Genomic DNA, 14,554 nt, shown 5'->3' with positions numbered 1-14,554 from the left:
AAAACCCAAAAACACGCCCCTGGCCCGATCCGTTCCACCTTACCTGTGCAGGCTCAGGCCGCAGGGCCACCGCCTCGGATACTGTTCGAACTGAAGATCAGGGTGATGGCCGGCGGCTTATCTGAATTACAGGTTCAACAGACCGCAGCGGTTCCTCAGCCTGTCCAGCCATCGCTCCGGGGATCAGCCGGAGAACGTTCCCCCAGGGGGAGGAGGAGCGTCAAGACGTAAGCGCTTCCCGCATGAACCGGAACCGAAGACCGCGCTCAGGCTCCGGCACCGGCCGTCAACAGGCGCAGCCATTCGCGGAAGATGGCCGGCAGGTGGGTTTCGTCCTGAAAGCTCGGGCTGCTTTGCACCGGCTGGATGCCAAGGCCGGCGGCGAGTGCGTCGGCGCCGGGTTGCGCGCGGGTGGCGCCACGGGCGTATTCCTGCAGGCCGGTGCTCGGCGCGGCGGCAAAGCCGGTCTGGCTGGCCTCGAACTCGGTCAGGTCGTCCGGCGTGGCCATGCCGGTGGCATTGAAGAAGTCCTCGAACTGGCGCACGCGTAGCTGGCGGGCGGCCGGCGTCTCGCCGCGCGGCGCCAGGCAATAGATTCTGACTTCGGTCAGGTCCGGGGCGATGGGCCGGAACACGCGGATTTGCGTCGAGGTCTGGTCCATCAGGAACACGTTCGGGAACAGCAGCATGTTGCGGATGCGGTCGATCATCCAGGCGGTCTTGGCGGGGCCGAATTGCTCCGTCAGCCGCGGCCGCTGCCGTGCCAGCGGCCGGTTTTCCGGCTGCGACACCGCCGACCAGGCCAGGATGTGGCCGCTGCCCAGGTCATAGGCGCCGCTGGCCTGCTGCATGATGCGGTCGTCGGCGATCGACTTGACCGGGTCGGACGTGCCTTGCGTCACGCGCCGGGTGACCATGCCGATGTAATTGGCGTGCACGGTGCTGACGTGGTAGCCGTCAAGGCCGTTCTCGGCGTGAACCTTCCAGTTGCCGCGAAAGGTGTAGCTGGTGCTGCCGCGCAGCACTTCCAGGCCGTCCGGGGATTGATCGACCAGCGCATCGATGACGCCGGTGGCCGCGGCCAGGTGTTCCGTGAGGGTCGGTACATCCGCGTTCAGCGAGCCGAACAGGAAGCCGCGGTAATTCTCCAGGCGCGGCAGGGCGGTCAGATCGCGCGCGCGTTCGGCGAAGGCCGGCGGGTAGGCGCCGCTGGCGTGGTCCTTGACCTCGACGTTGCGGCCCTGGGTGTCGTACACCCAGCCGTGGTAGGGACAGGTCAGGAATTTGGAGTTGCCCCGCGCGGTGCGGCACAGCTGTGCGCCACGGTGGGCGCAGGCGTTGACGAAGCCGCGAATCTGCCCATCCGCGCCGCGCATCAGCACCACCGGCTGGCGGCCCATGTGCGTGGTGAACCAGTCGCCGGGGCGCGGCAGCTGGCTCTCGTGGGCCAGATACAGCCAGCTGCCCTCGAAGATGTGCTTCAGCTCGAGCTCGAACAGGCCGGGGTCGGTGAAGATGCGCCGGTCGACCGCGAACAGCTTGTGGACCGGGTCTTCGCGCAGGTAGGTGGCGGGTGGCGGCGCGGCCTGGAATTCGAGCGGTTTGTTCATGTGAGTTTCTCCTGTGGATGGGACCGCGGGCTCTTGGTGGCCCGCTGGGCTTCTGACAGTCTAGGCTTGGCGCGTCGCGTCCTGCTCCAGGCGCACGATCTGGTCGCGCAGTTCCAGACGCCGACGCTTGAGTTCCTTTATTTGCGGTGAGGCCTGGCCGGGGCCGGTCTCGGCATGGTCGATTTCGGCGTCCAGCAGGCGGTGCAGGCGGCGCGCTTCGTCGAGGGTCTGGGCACCGTTGGTGCGGGGCTGGGACATGGGCGAGGCTCCTTTCGGTGATAATCCGGCCGGTCCCGACACGCTAAACCTACCGTGCGCGGCCGTCCAGTCCCAGCCGCCCAGGCCGTCATGAGCGCCATCCTCGAAGTCCGTGACCTGATCAAGGAATACCCCGGCGTGCAGGCGGTGGCCGGCGTGAGCTTCAGCGTCGCCGCCGGCACCTGTTTTGGCCTGTTGGGTCCCAACGGCGCCGGCAAGACCACCACCGTGGAGATGATGGAAGGCATCTGCCGGCCGACCGCCGGCCAGGTGCTGTACCGCGGCGAAGCGCAGGGCGCGCAGTTCCGCGCCGAGGCGGGCATCCAGTTCCAGTCCACCGCCTTGCAGGATTTCCTGACCGTGCGCGAGACGCTGGTGCTGTTTCACCGGCTCTACCCCCGCCAGGCCGATCTGGAGACGTTGATCGATCTGTGCCAGTTGCGCGACCTGCTCGAGCGCGACAACCGCAAGCTGTCCGGCGGCCAGCGCCAGCGCCTGCTGCTGGCGATCGCGCTGGTGAACGACCCGGCCATCGTGTTTCTGGACGAACCGACGACGGGTCTGGATCCGCAGGCACGGCGCAATTTCTGGAAGCTGGTGCAGGACATCAAGGCGCAGGGCAAGACCATCCTGCTGACCACGCATTACATGGAGGAGGCCTACGTGCTGTGCGACGAAATCGCCATCATGGACCGCGGCCGGATCATCGCCCAGGGTTCGCCGGCCGCGCTGCTGGCGGCACATTTCGAGGACGTGATCCTGACCCTGCCCAAGGCCGACTTCCAGCCGTCGGCGCAGTTCGATATGCCGCTGCTGGATGCCGGCGAGCTGTGGGAAGTATCCACGCGCGACATCCCGGCCGCCCTGCGCGGGCTTGAAAGTGCCGGCGCCAGCCTGCGCCACCTGCGCATCCGCGAGCGCACGCTCGAGGACCTGTTCCTGGAATTGACCGGCCGCGAGCTGCGCGCCTGACTGCTGGAGTGCCTGCCGTGCTGCGCCGTTATCTCGCCCTGACCCATGCCCGCAACATGGAGTTTCTGCGCGACCGCGCCTCGCTGGGCTGGAACCTGTTGTTCCCGCTGGTGATGGTGGCCGGATTGGCAATCATCTTTGGCGGCCCGCCGCGGCCGCTGTTCAAGGTGGCGGTCATTGGCGCCGGTGAGCCGGTCGAGCTGACCGCCCACCCGTTCCTGGCCACCCGTTACGCCGAGTTTTACGCCCTGCCGGCTGACCAGCGCGAGGCGGCGGTGGCCAAGGTCGGCCGCCATCGCCTGGACATGCTGCTCGATCTGGGCGCCTCGCCGCGCTACTGGGTAAACCCCGAATCGCCCAAGGGCTACGTGCTCGAGCGCCTGCTCAAGGCCGCCGGCGGCCCGCCGCTGGAGCATGGCGCGGTGCCGGGCCGGCCGATCCGTTACATCGATTTCCTGCTGCCGGGCATCCTTGGCATGAACATGATGTTCTCGTGCCTGTGGGGTGTCGGCTATGTGGTGGTGCGCTACCGCAAGAGCGGCTTTCTGAAGCGCCTGAACGCCACGCCGGTGCGGCCGATCGAGTTCATCCTGGCGCAGCTGACCTCGCGCCTGCTGCTGATCATGGCCATCACGGTGGTGGTCTACGTGGGTACCGACTGGGTGATCGGTTTTCGCATGGAGGGCTCGCACGCCCTGCTGGCGCTGGTCACAACGCTGGGCGCGCTGGCGATGATCGCGATGGGTTTCGTGGTGGCGGCTTTCGTGACCAGCGAGGAACTGGCCGGCGGCATCCTGAACTTTCTGTCCTGGCCGATGATGCTGCTGTCGGGCGTGTGGTTCTCGATGGAGGGCAGCCAGCCGTGGCTGCAGCAGCTGGCGGACATATTTCCGCTGACGCATCTGGTCGGCGCGGCGCGGGCCATCATGCTGGACGGCGCCGGGGTGCGCGAGGTGGCGCCCCAGATCGCCGCCATGAGCGCCATGACGCTGGTGTTTCTGGCCATCGGGGCGCGTATCTTTCGCTGGCGTGCGGATTGATTAGAGCGAGCGCAGTCAGGCGCTCAGCGCGGCGTGAACGGCGGCGACGATCTCGTAGGAATGCAGGCGCGCCGGGTGGTCGAACATCTGCGACGTGATGATCAGTTCATCCGGCCGCACCTGTTCGATGAAGCTCGCCATGCGTGCCTGCACGGTGTCCGGCGCCCCGATGGCGCTGCACGACAGCACCTGTTCCAGCATGGCGCGCTCCATCGGCGACAGGCTGTCCAGGTAACCCGGAGCCGGCGGCGGCAGCTTGCCGGGCCGACCGCTGCGCAGCGCCACGAAGGCCTGCTGCATGGAGCTGGCCAGCAGCTGTGCCTCGGCGTCCGTGTCGGCGGCAAACACGTTGTAGCCGACCATCACATAGGGTGATTGCAGCTGCTGCGACGGGCGAAACTGCGCCCGATACAGGTCGATCGCCTGCTGCATCTGGGCCGGCGCAAAGTGCGAGGCAAAGGCAAACGGCAGCCCCAACGCCGCCGCCAGCTGGGCACCGAACAGGCTGGAACCCAGAATCCAGATCGGCACCTGCGTGCCCTCGCCGGGAACGGCACGCACCGGCTGGGTCGGATCGGGCGGCCCCAGGTAGGCCATCAGCTCGATCACATCCTGCGGGAATTCCTCTGCGCTGGCCGCCAGATTGCGGCGCAGGGCGCGGGCGGTGAGCTGATCGGTGCCCGGCGCGCGCCCCAGGCCGAGGTCGATGCGGCCCGGAAACAGCGCTGCCAGGGTGCCGAACTGTTCGGCGATCACCAGCGGCGCATGGTTGGGCAGCATGATGCCGCCGGCGCCGACCCGGATGTGCGTGGTTGCGGCCGCCACCTGGCCGATCACCACCGCGGTGGCGGCGCTGGCAATGCCGGCCATGCCGTGATGCTCCGCCAGCCAGTAGCGCCTGAAGCCCCAGCGTTCGGCGTGCCGGGCCAGATCCAGCGTGTTGCGCAGCGCTTGCCCGGCGTCGCTGCCGACCGTCACCGGCGCCAGGTCCAGAACGGAAAACGGAATCATGTGCTGTGCTCCATCGTGCGGTGCCGGTTGCTGACCTTGCCTTGAATTGCCAAGCCGGTCCAGCCGCGACCTGGCCGCGTCAGGCGCCGGGCGTGGTGCGCCGCGGCAAGGTCACCATCAGCACGCCGGTGAGCACCAGCGCCGCGCCGAGCAGCTGCGCGGCGGTCGCCGGTTCACCGAGCACCACCACGCCCAGGTAAATGGTAATGATCGGCCCGGCCGAGCCGATGAGGGCCACCTGCCCGGCGCCGATCCGTTTGATGGACTCGGCCAGCAGGACGCCCGGCAGCACGGTCGAGAAAATTGCCATCGCCAGTGCCAGGCCGTAGATCGGCCACGGTTGGCGCAGCGCCGCGAGCGGTTGCGTGGCGGCGAACTGCGCCAGCACAAAGCCGGTCGAGATCAGCATGGCGTAGGCGGCGGCGCGGCGGGCGCCGACGCGGGCAATGGTGGGGCCGCTGGCCAGCAGGTACAGCGCGTAGGCGACCGCCGAGCCGAACACCAGCGCGCTGCCCAGCAGCAGGGCGCCGCGGTCGGTGGCAAGGTGCAGGTCGGCGGCGAACGCCACCGCTATGCCGCCATAGGACAGCGCCAGCGCCCATATTTCGCGCCGTGCCACGCGCCGGCGGCCAAGCCAGGCGCCCAGCACCACCACCAGCGTCGGGTACAGGAACAGGATCAGCCGCTCTAGGCCGGCGTTGATGTAGCCCAGACCCCAGAAGTCCAGAATGCTGGCCAGGTAATAACCGGTCAGGCCGAGCCAGGTCAGGCGCAGCCAGTCAGTGGCAGCAACGGGGGTGCGTTCGCCGCTGCCGCGCGCATGCCAGGCAATGGCGACGAAAAACGGCAGCGCAAACAGCATGCGCAGCGCCAGCAGGGTGACCGCATCCACCGGATGCCAGGCGTAAGCCAGCTTGACCAGGATCGCCTTGAACGAAAAACCGAACGCCGCCAGCAGGGCGAACAGCATGCCGTAGAGGCGGGTGCGCTGGGTGGGCGACATGGTCGACTGGCAAGGGGGCGGGCAGGCAGTTTAGTCATACCGCCAGGGTCGGTCAGCTCGTCATGGTCCGGCTGGGCGTTGCCGTATACGCGCCCTGCCGGTCAGGCTGCGATACGCTGGCTGCGTCTTGGCAATTTGTTGGAGGCGCACCAAATGGCGATCAGGCAGGTATTGCGCATGGGGCATCCATTGCTGCAGCAGGTGGCGCAGCCGGTGGCGGACGTGCGCGACCCGGCGGTCGCGATGCTGCTCGAGGACATGTTCGACACCATGGCCGCCTGCAACGGGGCCGGCCTGGCGGCGCCACAGATCGGCGTGTCGGTGCGGGTGGTGGTGTTCGGCGTGACCCACAACCCGCGCTATCCGCAGGCCGAACCGGTGCCGCGCACGGTGCTCATCAACCCCGTTATCGAGGTCGTCGACCCAACCCTGGAAAACGGTTGGGAAGGCTGCCTCAGCGTGCCCGGCCTGCGCGGCCTGGTGCCGCGCCCACGTGCCATCCGCTATCACGGCTTCGATGAGCGTGGGCACCTGATCGAGCGCGAGGTCAGTGGCTTTCACGCCCGCGTGGTGCAGCACGAGTGCGACCATCTTGACGGCGTGCTGTACCCGCAGCGAATTGGCGACCTGCGCCAGTTCGGTTTCGAGCCGGAAATCCTGCACGCGACGACGGGCGTCTGACCGGTCGCGGCTTGCAGGCGACCGGTATCATGGCCGTCATTCCGAGCACGGGGTTACCGACATGTTCTATGTGCAGCGCGGCGCCGACGGCAGGGTGACCGGGGTTTCCGTCAGCCCGCAGGGCAGCACCGAGCCACCACTGCCCGGCGAACATCCCGAGGTACTGGATTTTCTGTTGCGCAACGGTGGCGAGGCTGCCGCCGCGCAGGCCCTGGCGGCCACCGACATCGACCTGGCGCGGGTGGTCGAGGACCTGATCGGCCTGTTGGCCGAAACCGGCGTGATCATGTTCACCGACCTGCCGCAAGGCGCCCAGCGCAAACTGCTGCTGCGCGAACGCCTGCGCGCCCAGCTGGGCGAAATCAACCCAATGGTGGACGAGGACGACGCGATTCTGTGACGCCCGCTGGAGCCCGGGCGCGCCGGGCGATCATCGCCGTGCCGGGCGTCATCGCGCTGTAGAAGCCCGGCTATGCCGGGCGATCATCGCGCAGCAAAGCCGCGCTCCCACAAGGTTTTTCGGTAGCGGCCGCCCGGAAATCCACGGTGGATGTGTTCAGCGCCTCCCTACAGCGCCCGCGGCGCCGTCAGGTGGTAACCCTGCGCACCGTCCATGCGCAGCTCGACGACGGCGGCCAGCTGTGCTTCGGTCTCGACCGCCTCGGCGATGATCTTGCAGTCCAGCCCGTGCGCGATTTCCCGCAGCGTGGCGATGAAATAGCGACTGTCCGCATCGTGCGCCAGCGCATGGATGTAGCGGCCGTCGACCTTCAGATAGCGCAGTTTCAGGCCGGCCAGGTAGCCCAGCGGATTGAAGCCGCGTCCAAAATGGTCCAGCCCCAACCCGCTGCCGCGCTTGGCCAGGCCGATCGCCAGCTCGCGCAGCGCCGGCAGGTCCCGGCTGGCGCCGTATTCGGGCAGTTCGAAGGTCAGGTCGGCCGCCTGAACCGGATGTTGGTCGAGCGTTTCGAGCAACCAACTGCGAAAGCGCGGGTCGCTCAGGGATGACGGGCTCAGGTTCAACGCGAAATGCCGGGCGTTGTCGGACGGGCGCACCCGCGCCAGCACGGCAGTGATCACCGCCCGGTCAATGGCACTGGCCAGGCCCAGGCGCTCGGCCATCGGCATGAAGCCGCCGGCCGGCAGCAGGCCTTCGTCGGTCGGCAGGCGCACCAGAATTTCGGTGTGCAGCACCTTGAGCGGATCGTTGGGACGCAGCACCGGCTGCGCGAACAGCGCCAGCTTGCCGCCCTCAAGGCATTCGTTCAGCAGCGTCCGCCAGGTCATGGCCGGACGCGGCTGACGGCTCGCGCTGGTCGGCGCCAGCTGCCAGGCGTTGCCGGTCGTCGCCTGCGCCTGGCGCAGGGCAGCGTCGGCACGGCTCAGCAACATGGACGGGGTGTCGGTGCCCGTGTGCACGGCCATGCCGATGTGTCCCACGTCACCGTCGGGCATCACGCCGCGTTCCTGCAGGCTGGCCAGCGCCTGACTCATGGCCGATCCGATGGCGGCAATTTCATCGTCGCCGCTGCGCGGGAACAGCAGGCCAAAATCGGCGCCGCCCAGGCGCGCCAGACACAGCGGCCGAAACTGGGCCGTGGCCTCGCGCAGGGCGGCCGCCGCCTGGCGCAGCAGTTCGTCGCCGGCGCTGTAGCCATGGCTTTCGTTGTAGTCGCGAAAATCGCGCAGCTGCACCAGCGCCAGCACGCCGCGAAAATGCTCCTCGGTCGAGTCCAGCAGATGCTCCAGGTCGCGCTGGAACAGGGCCCGGTTGCCCAGTCCGGTGACCGGGTCGCGGTAGGCCTTCTCGCGCAGGCGCTCGCCGAGCGCGATCTGTTCGTCCAACATCTGCCGGACCTTGCGCGACATGTGGTTCATGGCCTCGACCACGCGGCGCAGCTCGCGCGTGCGCGGCAGATGTTCCTGGACCGGGAATTCGCGATCGGCGATGGCCGCCGCCTGCGCCTCGGTGGCGCGCAGCGGGCGCAGGATGATGTTGACACCAACCACCGACAAGGCCACCGCCAGCGCTGCCACCAGCGCGAACAGGCCCACCGAGGCGCACGTGGTGCGCCACAGTTCGAGGTAGGCGTAGCCCGGATTGCTGGTGACCTGCACCCGCCCCAGTTGCCGCCAGCCGGACATCAGCATGGCCTCGCCCAGCGGCGTATCCAGCGGGATCAGGCGCACGAACCATGCCGGCACGTCCTCGAAACGCACCGGCTGCTCGCGCTCGACCAGCGGTGCGCCGCCGGTGTCGATGATGCGGATCGAGCGGTAATAGCCACTGTCGAACAGCGCGTCGACCATCGACTCCATGGTGGCGCGATCGTCCTCGGCGGCGCTGGTCGACAGCGACAGGCCCAGCGACGTGGCGGCGTCCTGGGCATGCGATTGCAGCTGCGCGTCCAGGTAGTGGCGCGTGTTGGCGACGCTGATGGCGACGCTGCCGACGAACACCAGCAGCAGCAGGGCGAGGATGGCCAGAATCAGTTGCCGCAGCAGGGTCATCGGACGGTCTCGCGGGTCGGGGCGGAGGCGGGTGTTTCCATGCGGGTCATCAGGTCCCGCCACAGGCTCAGGCGCTCGGAGCCGCCGACGCGCTTGCCGCGCCCGCGGGCCCTTGAAATCCACAGGCCCTGGCCATTGAAACTGTACACGGGGACAAGGTCGTCGCGCGACGAACCGGGCAGGACATCCGGCACCAGATTGTCGAGCACCAGCGGATCGGCGGCGGGGTTGGCGTAGTAGGCCAGCACCATGTGCGCCTGGTTCAGCCGCAGCGCCTTGACGTAGGTGATCTGCAGGCGTGACTCGGGCACGCCCAGTTCGAGCAGGGTGAAGTATTTGGCGATCGCGAAGTCCTCGCAATCACCGCCGTCGGTGGCCAGAAATTCGACCGGCGTGGCCCAGTAGTCGCTTTTATGCCAATGGATGATGTCATCCACGAACAGTAGCTGGTTGAAGAAGTCGTTCACCGCCTGCAGCCTGGCCGGCAATGGCCGGTCGCGGGCGGTGTCGATCAGCTGGCGCCAGTCCAGCACGCGCCGGGCCGCGGCCGGACCGTAGCGGCGTTCGATGGCGCGCAGCGTGTCCGCGTCGAAGGCCGGGCCGACGGCATTGGCCGGCAGCAGCAACACCGCCAGCAGCAAACCGAACCCGGCGCCCCGGCGCCGACGGCCGGTGCTGCGGTGCGCGCCGCGACGCGCGGCTGCGGTCGCTCGCCGAATGTGGGTCAGTAGGCTTTGCAAGCGGAATTTCCGTGACCTGCTCCGGCGGCCGGCCAGTGTCCGCCAAAGTGACCGTGACGCCGGTGACCCGTGTCACAGGCCGGCGTGTGCGGCCTTTCAGCTGGTGTATTGTCTACGGTTCGTTGCGCCCGAACCTTGAGCCTTGCATGGAAAATTCAGCCCCGCCGGCGGTAGCCTGGCCACTCGCTGCGGTCGATTCCCAGCGGCCCGAAGACCCGCTGCTGGATTGTCTGATCTTTCTGACCCGCCTGCACCAGCGGCCAAAGTCCGCGCAGGCGCTGACCGCCGGTCTGCCGCTGCAGGACGGCTGCCTGACGCCAGCGCTGTTCGCGCGCTCGGCGGCGCGCGCCGGCATCAACGCCCGCCTGGTGCGTCGCCCGCTGGATGCCATCAACGCCGCGCTGTTGCCGGTGGTATTGCTGCTGCACGAACGGCGAGCCGTGGTGCTGCTGGGCTGGCAGGCCGACGGCGCGGCGCGCATCGCCGATCCGGATACCGGCATGGGCGAGGATATCTGGCCGCGTCAGCAACTGCTGGATCAGTACGCCGGCAGTGCGCTGCTGGTGCGGCCCGCGCCGGTGTTCGACGAGCGCAGCGCCGAGCACGGGGCGCCGCGCTCGGGGCACTGGTTCTGGGGCACCCTGCACACGCTGTGGCCGATCTACGGCGAGGTGCTGGTGGCGGCGTTTCTGGTGAATCTGTTCGCCCTGGCCATGCCGCTGTTCACCATGAACGTCTACAACCGGGTGGTGCCCAACCGCGCGGTCGAAACCCTGTGGGTGCTGGCCATCGGCGTGGCCGTGATCGCGCTGTTCGATGTGCTGATGCGTTCCCTGCGGGCCTATTTTCTGGACGTTGCCGGCAAGAAATTCGACGTGGCGCTGTCGGCGCGCCTGTTCGAGCAGGTGATGGGGCTGCGCATGGAGGCCCGGCCGCGCTCGGTCGGCGCCTTTGCCAATCAGTTGTCGGAGTTCGAGAGCTTTCGCGAGTTCATCACTTCCGCCACGCTGACCACGCTGATCGACCTGCCGTTCGCGCTGCTGTTCCTGGCCGTGATCGCCTGGATCGGCGGGCCGCTGGTATTCGTGCCCCTGGCGCTGATGCCGCTGGTCATTCTCTATGGCTGGCGGGCGCAGGGGCGCCTGCGCGACCTGGTGCAGCAGAGCATGCGCCAGGCCTCGCAAAAGCAGGCCACGCTGATCGAGACGCTGACTGGCTTCGAGACCCTGCGCAGCGTTGGCGCCGCCGGACCTATCCAGCGCCGCTGGGAGCAGGTGGTCGCCAGCATGGCGCGTCTTGGCATGCGCTCGCGGCTGCTGTCGGCATCGGTCATCAACGTGGCCGGGCTGGCCGTGCAGTTGTCATCGGTGGGTATCCTGGTCTACGGCGTGCATCGCATCATCGAGGGCGAACTGAGCGTCGGCGGCCTGATTGCCTGCGTCATGCTGGCCGGCCGGGCGCTGGCGCCGCTGGCGCAGGTCGCCGGGCTGCTGGTGCGCTTCGACCAGTCGATGGCGGCGCTGCGCTCGGTCAATCAGATCATGCAGTTGCCGGTCGAGCGCCCTCCCGAGCGCAATTTCCTGCACCGACCGGTGCTGCAGGGCGCGATCGAGTTCAGCAACGTCAGTTTCAAGTACCCCGGTCAGCAGATCGCGGCGCTGGATAATGTTTCACTCAAGATCGCGCCCGGCGAGCGGGTGGCCGTGATCGGCCGCATCGGCTCCGGCAAGAGCACGCTCGAGAAACTGATCCTGGGCCTGTACGAGCCGACGGCAGGCGCGGTGCTGCTGGACGGTATCGATCTGCGCCAGATCGACCCGGCCGACGTGCGCCGCAACATCGGCTATGTGCCGCAGGACGTGACGCTGTTCTTCGGCAGCCTGCGTGACAACATCGCCCTGGCGGCGCCGCAGGCCGACGACGAGACGGTCCTGCGCGCGGCGGAACTGGCCGGCGTGATGAGTTTCGTGTCCCGCCATCCGGCCGGTCTCGAGCAGCAGATCGGCGAGCGCGGCGAGGGCCTGTCCGGCGGTCAGCGCCAGGCGGTGGCCATCGCCCGCGGCCTGCTGCTGGAACCGCCGGTGCTGATCATGGACGAACCGACGAATTCCATGGACAACTCCTCCGAAGAGCAATTCAAGAACCGTCTGCTGCCGCTGCTGGATGGGCGCACGCTGCTGCTGGTGACCCACCGTGCCTCGCTGCTGTCGCTGGTCGGGCGGGTCATCGTCATGGACGGCGGGCGGATCGTCGCCGACGGGCCCAAGGAGCAGGTGCTCGAAGCCCTGCGCGGTGGTCGTCTGACTGGGCGGCCGGCATGAACTTCCTGCGCCGCCGCTGGGCGGAACTGCGCCTGCTGTGGCGGGACGTCGACCGCGACGATCTGGACTACATGGCCGACACCACGGCCGTGGACCTGGATCCCGCCCATCCGGCCGGGCACATGATCCTGCTGGCAGTCACCATGCTGCTGGTGGTTGCCCTGGTGTGGGCAGCCCTGGCCAAGGTGGACGAGGTGACCCACGCCGACGGGCAGGTCATCCCTTCCAGCCAGGTGCAGATCGTGCAGAACCTGGAAGGCGGCATCGTGCAGGAAATCCTGGTCCGCGAAGGCGACATAGTGGACAAGGATCAGATCCTGCTGCGCATCGACGACACGCGTTTCGCCTCCTCCTATCAGGAAGGGCGCGTGAAGTACCTGTCGCTGCTGGCGCAGGTGGCGCGCCTGACGGCAGAGACCGAGGGCAAACCGCTCGAAGTGCCGCCGGAGGTCGAGAAAGAGGCACCCGCGCTGGCCGAGGATGCACGCCGCCTGTACCGCACGCGCCAGCAGGAACTGGCCTCCAGCGTGCAAATCCTGGAACAGCAGCGCGACCAGCGCCAGCAGGAGCTGTTCGAGATGCAATCCCGGCTGGGTCAGCTCGAACGCAGCTACGCCTTGCTGAATGAGGAGCTCACGCGCACCGCGCCGCTGGCGGCCGAGGGCGTGATCTCGGAGGTCGAGCTGCTGCGCCTGAAGCGACAGGTCAACGAAGTCCGGGGTGACCTGGACGGCATCCGTCTGCGCCTGCCGGCCGCCCGCGCGGCCCTGAGTGAAAGCGTGGGCAAGATCGAGGACGTCAGGATCAAGTTCCGCACCGAGGCCCAGGGGCAGCTGAACGACGCCAAGGCGGAACTGAGCGCCACCGTCCAGAACAACACCGCGGCGCTGGACCGGGTCACGCGCACCTCGGTGCGCTCGCCGGTGCGCGGCACCATCAAGCGCCTGAAAGTGACCACGGTCGGCGGCGTGGTGCAGCCGGGCATGGACCTGGTCGAAGTCGTGCCGCTGGAGGACAGTCTGCTGGTCGAGGCCAAGGTCAAGCCGCAGGACATCGCTTTCCTGCACCCCGGCCAGCGCGCCATGGTCAAGCTCACCGCCTACGATTCCACCATCTACGGTGCGCTGGAAGCGACCCTGGAGCACATCAGCGCCGACTCCATCACGCAGGAGGACGACAAGGGCGGCGAGCGCAGCTTCTTCCTGATCCGGGTGCGCACCCTGGACCGTGGCTACGTCAAGGATGGCGAATCCCTGCCGATAATTCCGGGCATGACCGCCACCGTCGACGTGCTCACCGGCCGCAAGAGCGTGCTGCACTACTTGCTGCGGCCGATCAACCGTGCCAGGGAGCGGGCGCTTCGGGAGCGTTGAGAGGCTCGTCAGGGCGCGTTCTTTGACGATAACGACATCACGGATTCACAACGGTAACTTGGCAGCATGATCATTCTGGCCAGCAGTGACCCTGCCGTTCGGGAGCGCTGGAGCGGCGCCGTGGCGGACGGGTCCGCATCGGCACAGCACAATGTCGAGCTGACGGCCTTGCTAGCGGCACATCCGGCGCCACTGTTGTTGCTGGATCTGGCGCTCGCCGGCCTCGAAGGCATGGTCGGGGCGGCCGACCTGATCGGCCGCCATGCCGGCTGCCGGACGGTGGTCATGAGCCGCAGCCCGAACGAGGACGAGGGCATCGCGGCCCTGCGTGCCGGCGCCCGCGGATATTGCAATCTCTATATCGACCCCCGGCTTCTGGCAAAGGTCATCAGCACCGTGCAGGCGGGCGAAGTCTGGGCCGGTCGCAAACTTGTCGACCGTCTGGTGCAGATGGTCGTCAGCAGCGCCGCGCCTCGCAGCACCTCGAACATCGACACGGCGGCGTTCGATGCGCTGACCCCGCGCGAGCGCGAAATCGCCGTGCTGGTCGGCGAGGGCGTCAGCAACAAGATCATCGCGCGCCGCCTCGACATCACCGAGCGCACCGTCAAGGCCCACCTGGGCGCCGTGTTCAGCAAGTTGGGCATCCCCGGCCGCCTGCAGCTGGCCCTGCTGGTCACCGGCCGCGCCGAGCGCACCAGCGCCGCACGAACAGGGCCGCACTGACGCCCCGCGGCAGGCCATCTCGCGGCCGTGCGCTCCCGCCGCCGCGATTTCCGCGATCGGTGCTCTTGGGAACCACTTACGTCTTGACGCTCCTCCTCCCCCTGGGGGAACGTTCTCCGGCTGATCCCCGGAGCGATGGCTGGACAGGCTGAGGAAGCGCTACGGTCTGTTGAACCTGTAATGTCAGATAAGCCGCCGGCCATCACCCTGATCTTCAGTTCGAACAGTATCCGAGGCGGTGGCCCTGCGGCCTGAGCCTGCACAGGTAAGGTGGAACGGATCGGGCCAGGGGCGTGTTTTTGGGTTTT

The 14,554-nt window shown here is 67.9% G+C and carries 13 protein-coding genes; 7 read left to right on the top strand and 6 right to left on the bottom strand.

What is annotated here, in order from left to right:
* Nucleotides 1-266: 266 nt before the first annotated feature.
* Together H5U26_RS14730 and H5U26_RS14725 are read right to left on the bottom strand one after the other, a co-directional pair.
* Complete coding sequence (locus H5U26_RS14730; RefSeq protein ID WP_290621043.1) at nt 267-1,610, bottom strand: aromatic ring-hydroxylating dioxygenase subunit alpha; 1,344 nt, start codon at nt 1,608-1,610, stop codon at nt 267-269.
* 60 nt (nt 1,611-1,670) lie between these two features.
* Nucleotides 1,671-1,868, bottom strand: a complete 198-nt coding sequence (locus H5U26_RS14725) for a YdcH family protein (protein WP_290621041.1) — start codon at nt 1,866-1,868, stop codon at nt 1,671-1,673.
* Nucleotides 1,869-1,958: 90 nt separating this feature from the next.
* Between H5U26_RS14725 and H5U26_RS14720 the strand changes: the two genes are divergently transcribed.
* Nucleotides 1,959-2,840, top strand: coding sequence for an ABC transporter ATP-binding protein (locus H5U26_RS14720; RefSeq protein ID WP_290621039.1), 882 nt, complete (start codon nt 1,959-1,961; stop codon nt 2,838-2,840).
* A gap of 17 nt (nt 2,841-2,857) precedes the next feature.
* Nucleotides 2,858-3,880, top strand: coding sequence for an ABC transporter permease (locus tag H5U26_RS14715; RefSeq protein WP_290621037.1), 1,023 nt, complete (start codon nt 2,858-2,860; stop codon nt 3,878-3,880).
* A gap of 15 nt (nt 3,881-3,895) precedes the next feature.
* Here H5U26_RS14715 and H5U26_RS14710 read toward each other — a convergent pair whose 3' ends face one another.
* Both H5U26_RS14710 and H5U26_RS14705 read right to left on the bottom strand, forming a co-directional pair.
* On the bottom strand, nt 3,896-4,891 hold the full coding sequence (locus H5U26_RS14710) for an LLM class flavin-dependent oxidoreductase (protein ID WP_290621035.1): 996 nt from the start codon (nt 4,889-4,891) through the stop codon (nt 3,896-3,898).
* A gap of 79 nt (nt 4,892-4,970) precedes the next feature.
* Nucleotides 4,971-5,894 (bottom strand): DMT family transporter, encoded by a 924-nt coding sequence (locus H5U26_RS14705; protein WP_290621033.1) that lies wholly within the window; start codon nt 5,892-5,894, stop codon nt 4,971-4,973.
* Nucleotides 5,895-6,047: 153 nt separating this feature from the next.
* Between H5U26_RS14705 and def the strand changes: the two genes are divergently transcribed.
* Nucleotides 6,048-6,575 carry a peptide deformylase gene (gene def, locus H5U26_RS14700; protein WP_290621031.1) on the top strand — a complete coding sequence of 176 codons (528 nt, stop codon included), beginning with the start codon at nt 6,048-6,050 and terminating at the stop codon, nt 6,573-6,575.
* 61 nt (nt 6,576-6,636) lie between these two features.
* Nucleotides 6,637-6,975: a hypothetical protein gene (locus tag H5U26_RS14695; RefSeq protein ID WP_290621029.1), complete on the top strand. Its 339-nt coding sequence runs from the start codon at nt 6,637-6,639 to the stop codon at nt 6,973-6,975.
* 167 nt (nt 6,976-7,142) lie between these two features.
* Here H5U26_RS14695 and H5U26_RS14690 read toward each other — a convergent pair whose 3' ends face one another.
* Nucleotides 7,143-9,086, bottom strand: coding sequence for an EAL domain-containing protein (locus tag H5U26_RS14690; RefSeq protein ID WP_290621027.1), 1,944 nt, complete (start codon nt 9,084-9,086; stop codon nt 7,143-7,145).
* The gene (locus H5U26_RS14685; RefSeq protein WP_290621025.1) at nt 9,083-9,826 is read right to left on the bottom strand and encodes a transglutaminase-like cysteine peptidase; all 744 of its coding nucleotides are present in this window, start codon (nt 9,824-9,826) and stop codon (nt 9,083-9,085) included. The genes H5U26_RS14690 and H5U26_RS14685 overlap by 4 nt, the downstream gene beginning before the upstream one ends.
* 146 nt (nt 9,827-9,972) lie before the next feature.
* Between H5U26_RS14685 and H5U26_RS14680 the strand changes: the two genes are divergently transcribed.
* The 3 genes from H5U26_RS14680 to H5U26_RS14670 all read left to right on the top strand — a co-directional run bounded on the left by H5U26_RS14680 (nt 9,973) and on the right by H5U26_RS14670 (nt 14,246).
* On the top strand, nt 9,973-12,147 hold the full coding sequence (locus H5U26_RS14680; protein ID WP_290621023.1) for a type I secretion system permease/ATPase: 2,175 nt from the start codon (nt 9,973-9,975) through the stop codon (nt 12,145-12,147).
* The gene (locus H5U26_RS14675) at nt 12,144-13,520 is read left to right on the top strand and encodes an HlyD family type I secretion periplasmic adaptor subunit (protein ID WP_290621021.1); all 1,377 of its coding nucleotides are present in this window, start codon (nt 12,144-12,146) and stop codon (nt 13,518-13,520) included. Before H5U26_RS14680 ends, H5U26_RS14675 begins: the two co-directional genes overlap by 4 nt.
* A 66-nt stretch (nt 13,521-13,586) precedes the next feature.
* Nucleotides 13,587-14,246 carry a response regulator transcription factor gene (locus H5U26_RS14670; protein WP_290621019.1) on the top strand — a complete coding sequence of 220 codons (660 nt, stop codon included), beginning with the start codon at nt 13,587-13,589 and terminating at the stop codon, nt 14,244-14,246.
* Nucleotides 14,247-14,554 lie beyond the last annotated feature (308 nt).

The sequence above is a fragment of the Immundisolibacter sp. genome, assembly GCF_014359565.1.
Lineage (GTDB): Bacteria > Pseudomonadota > Gammaproteobacteria > Immundisolibacterales > Immundisolibacteraceae > Immundisolibacter.
The sequence above is the reverse complement of the archived record's forward strand: the minus strand, read 5'-3'. Positions and strand labels throughout refer to the sequence as shown.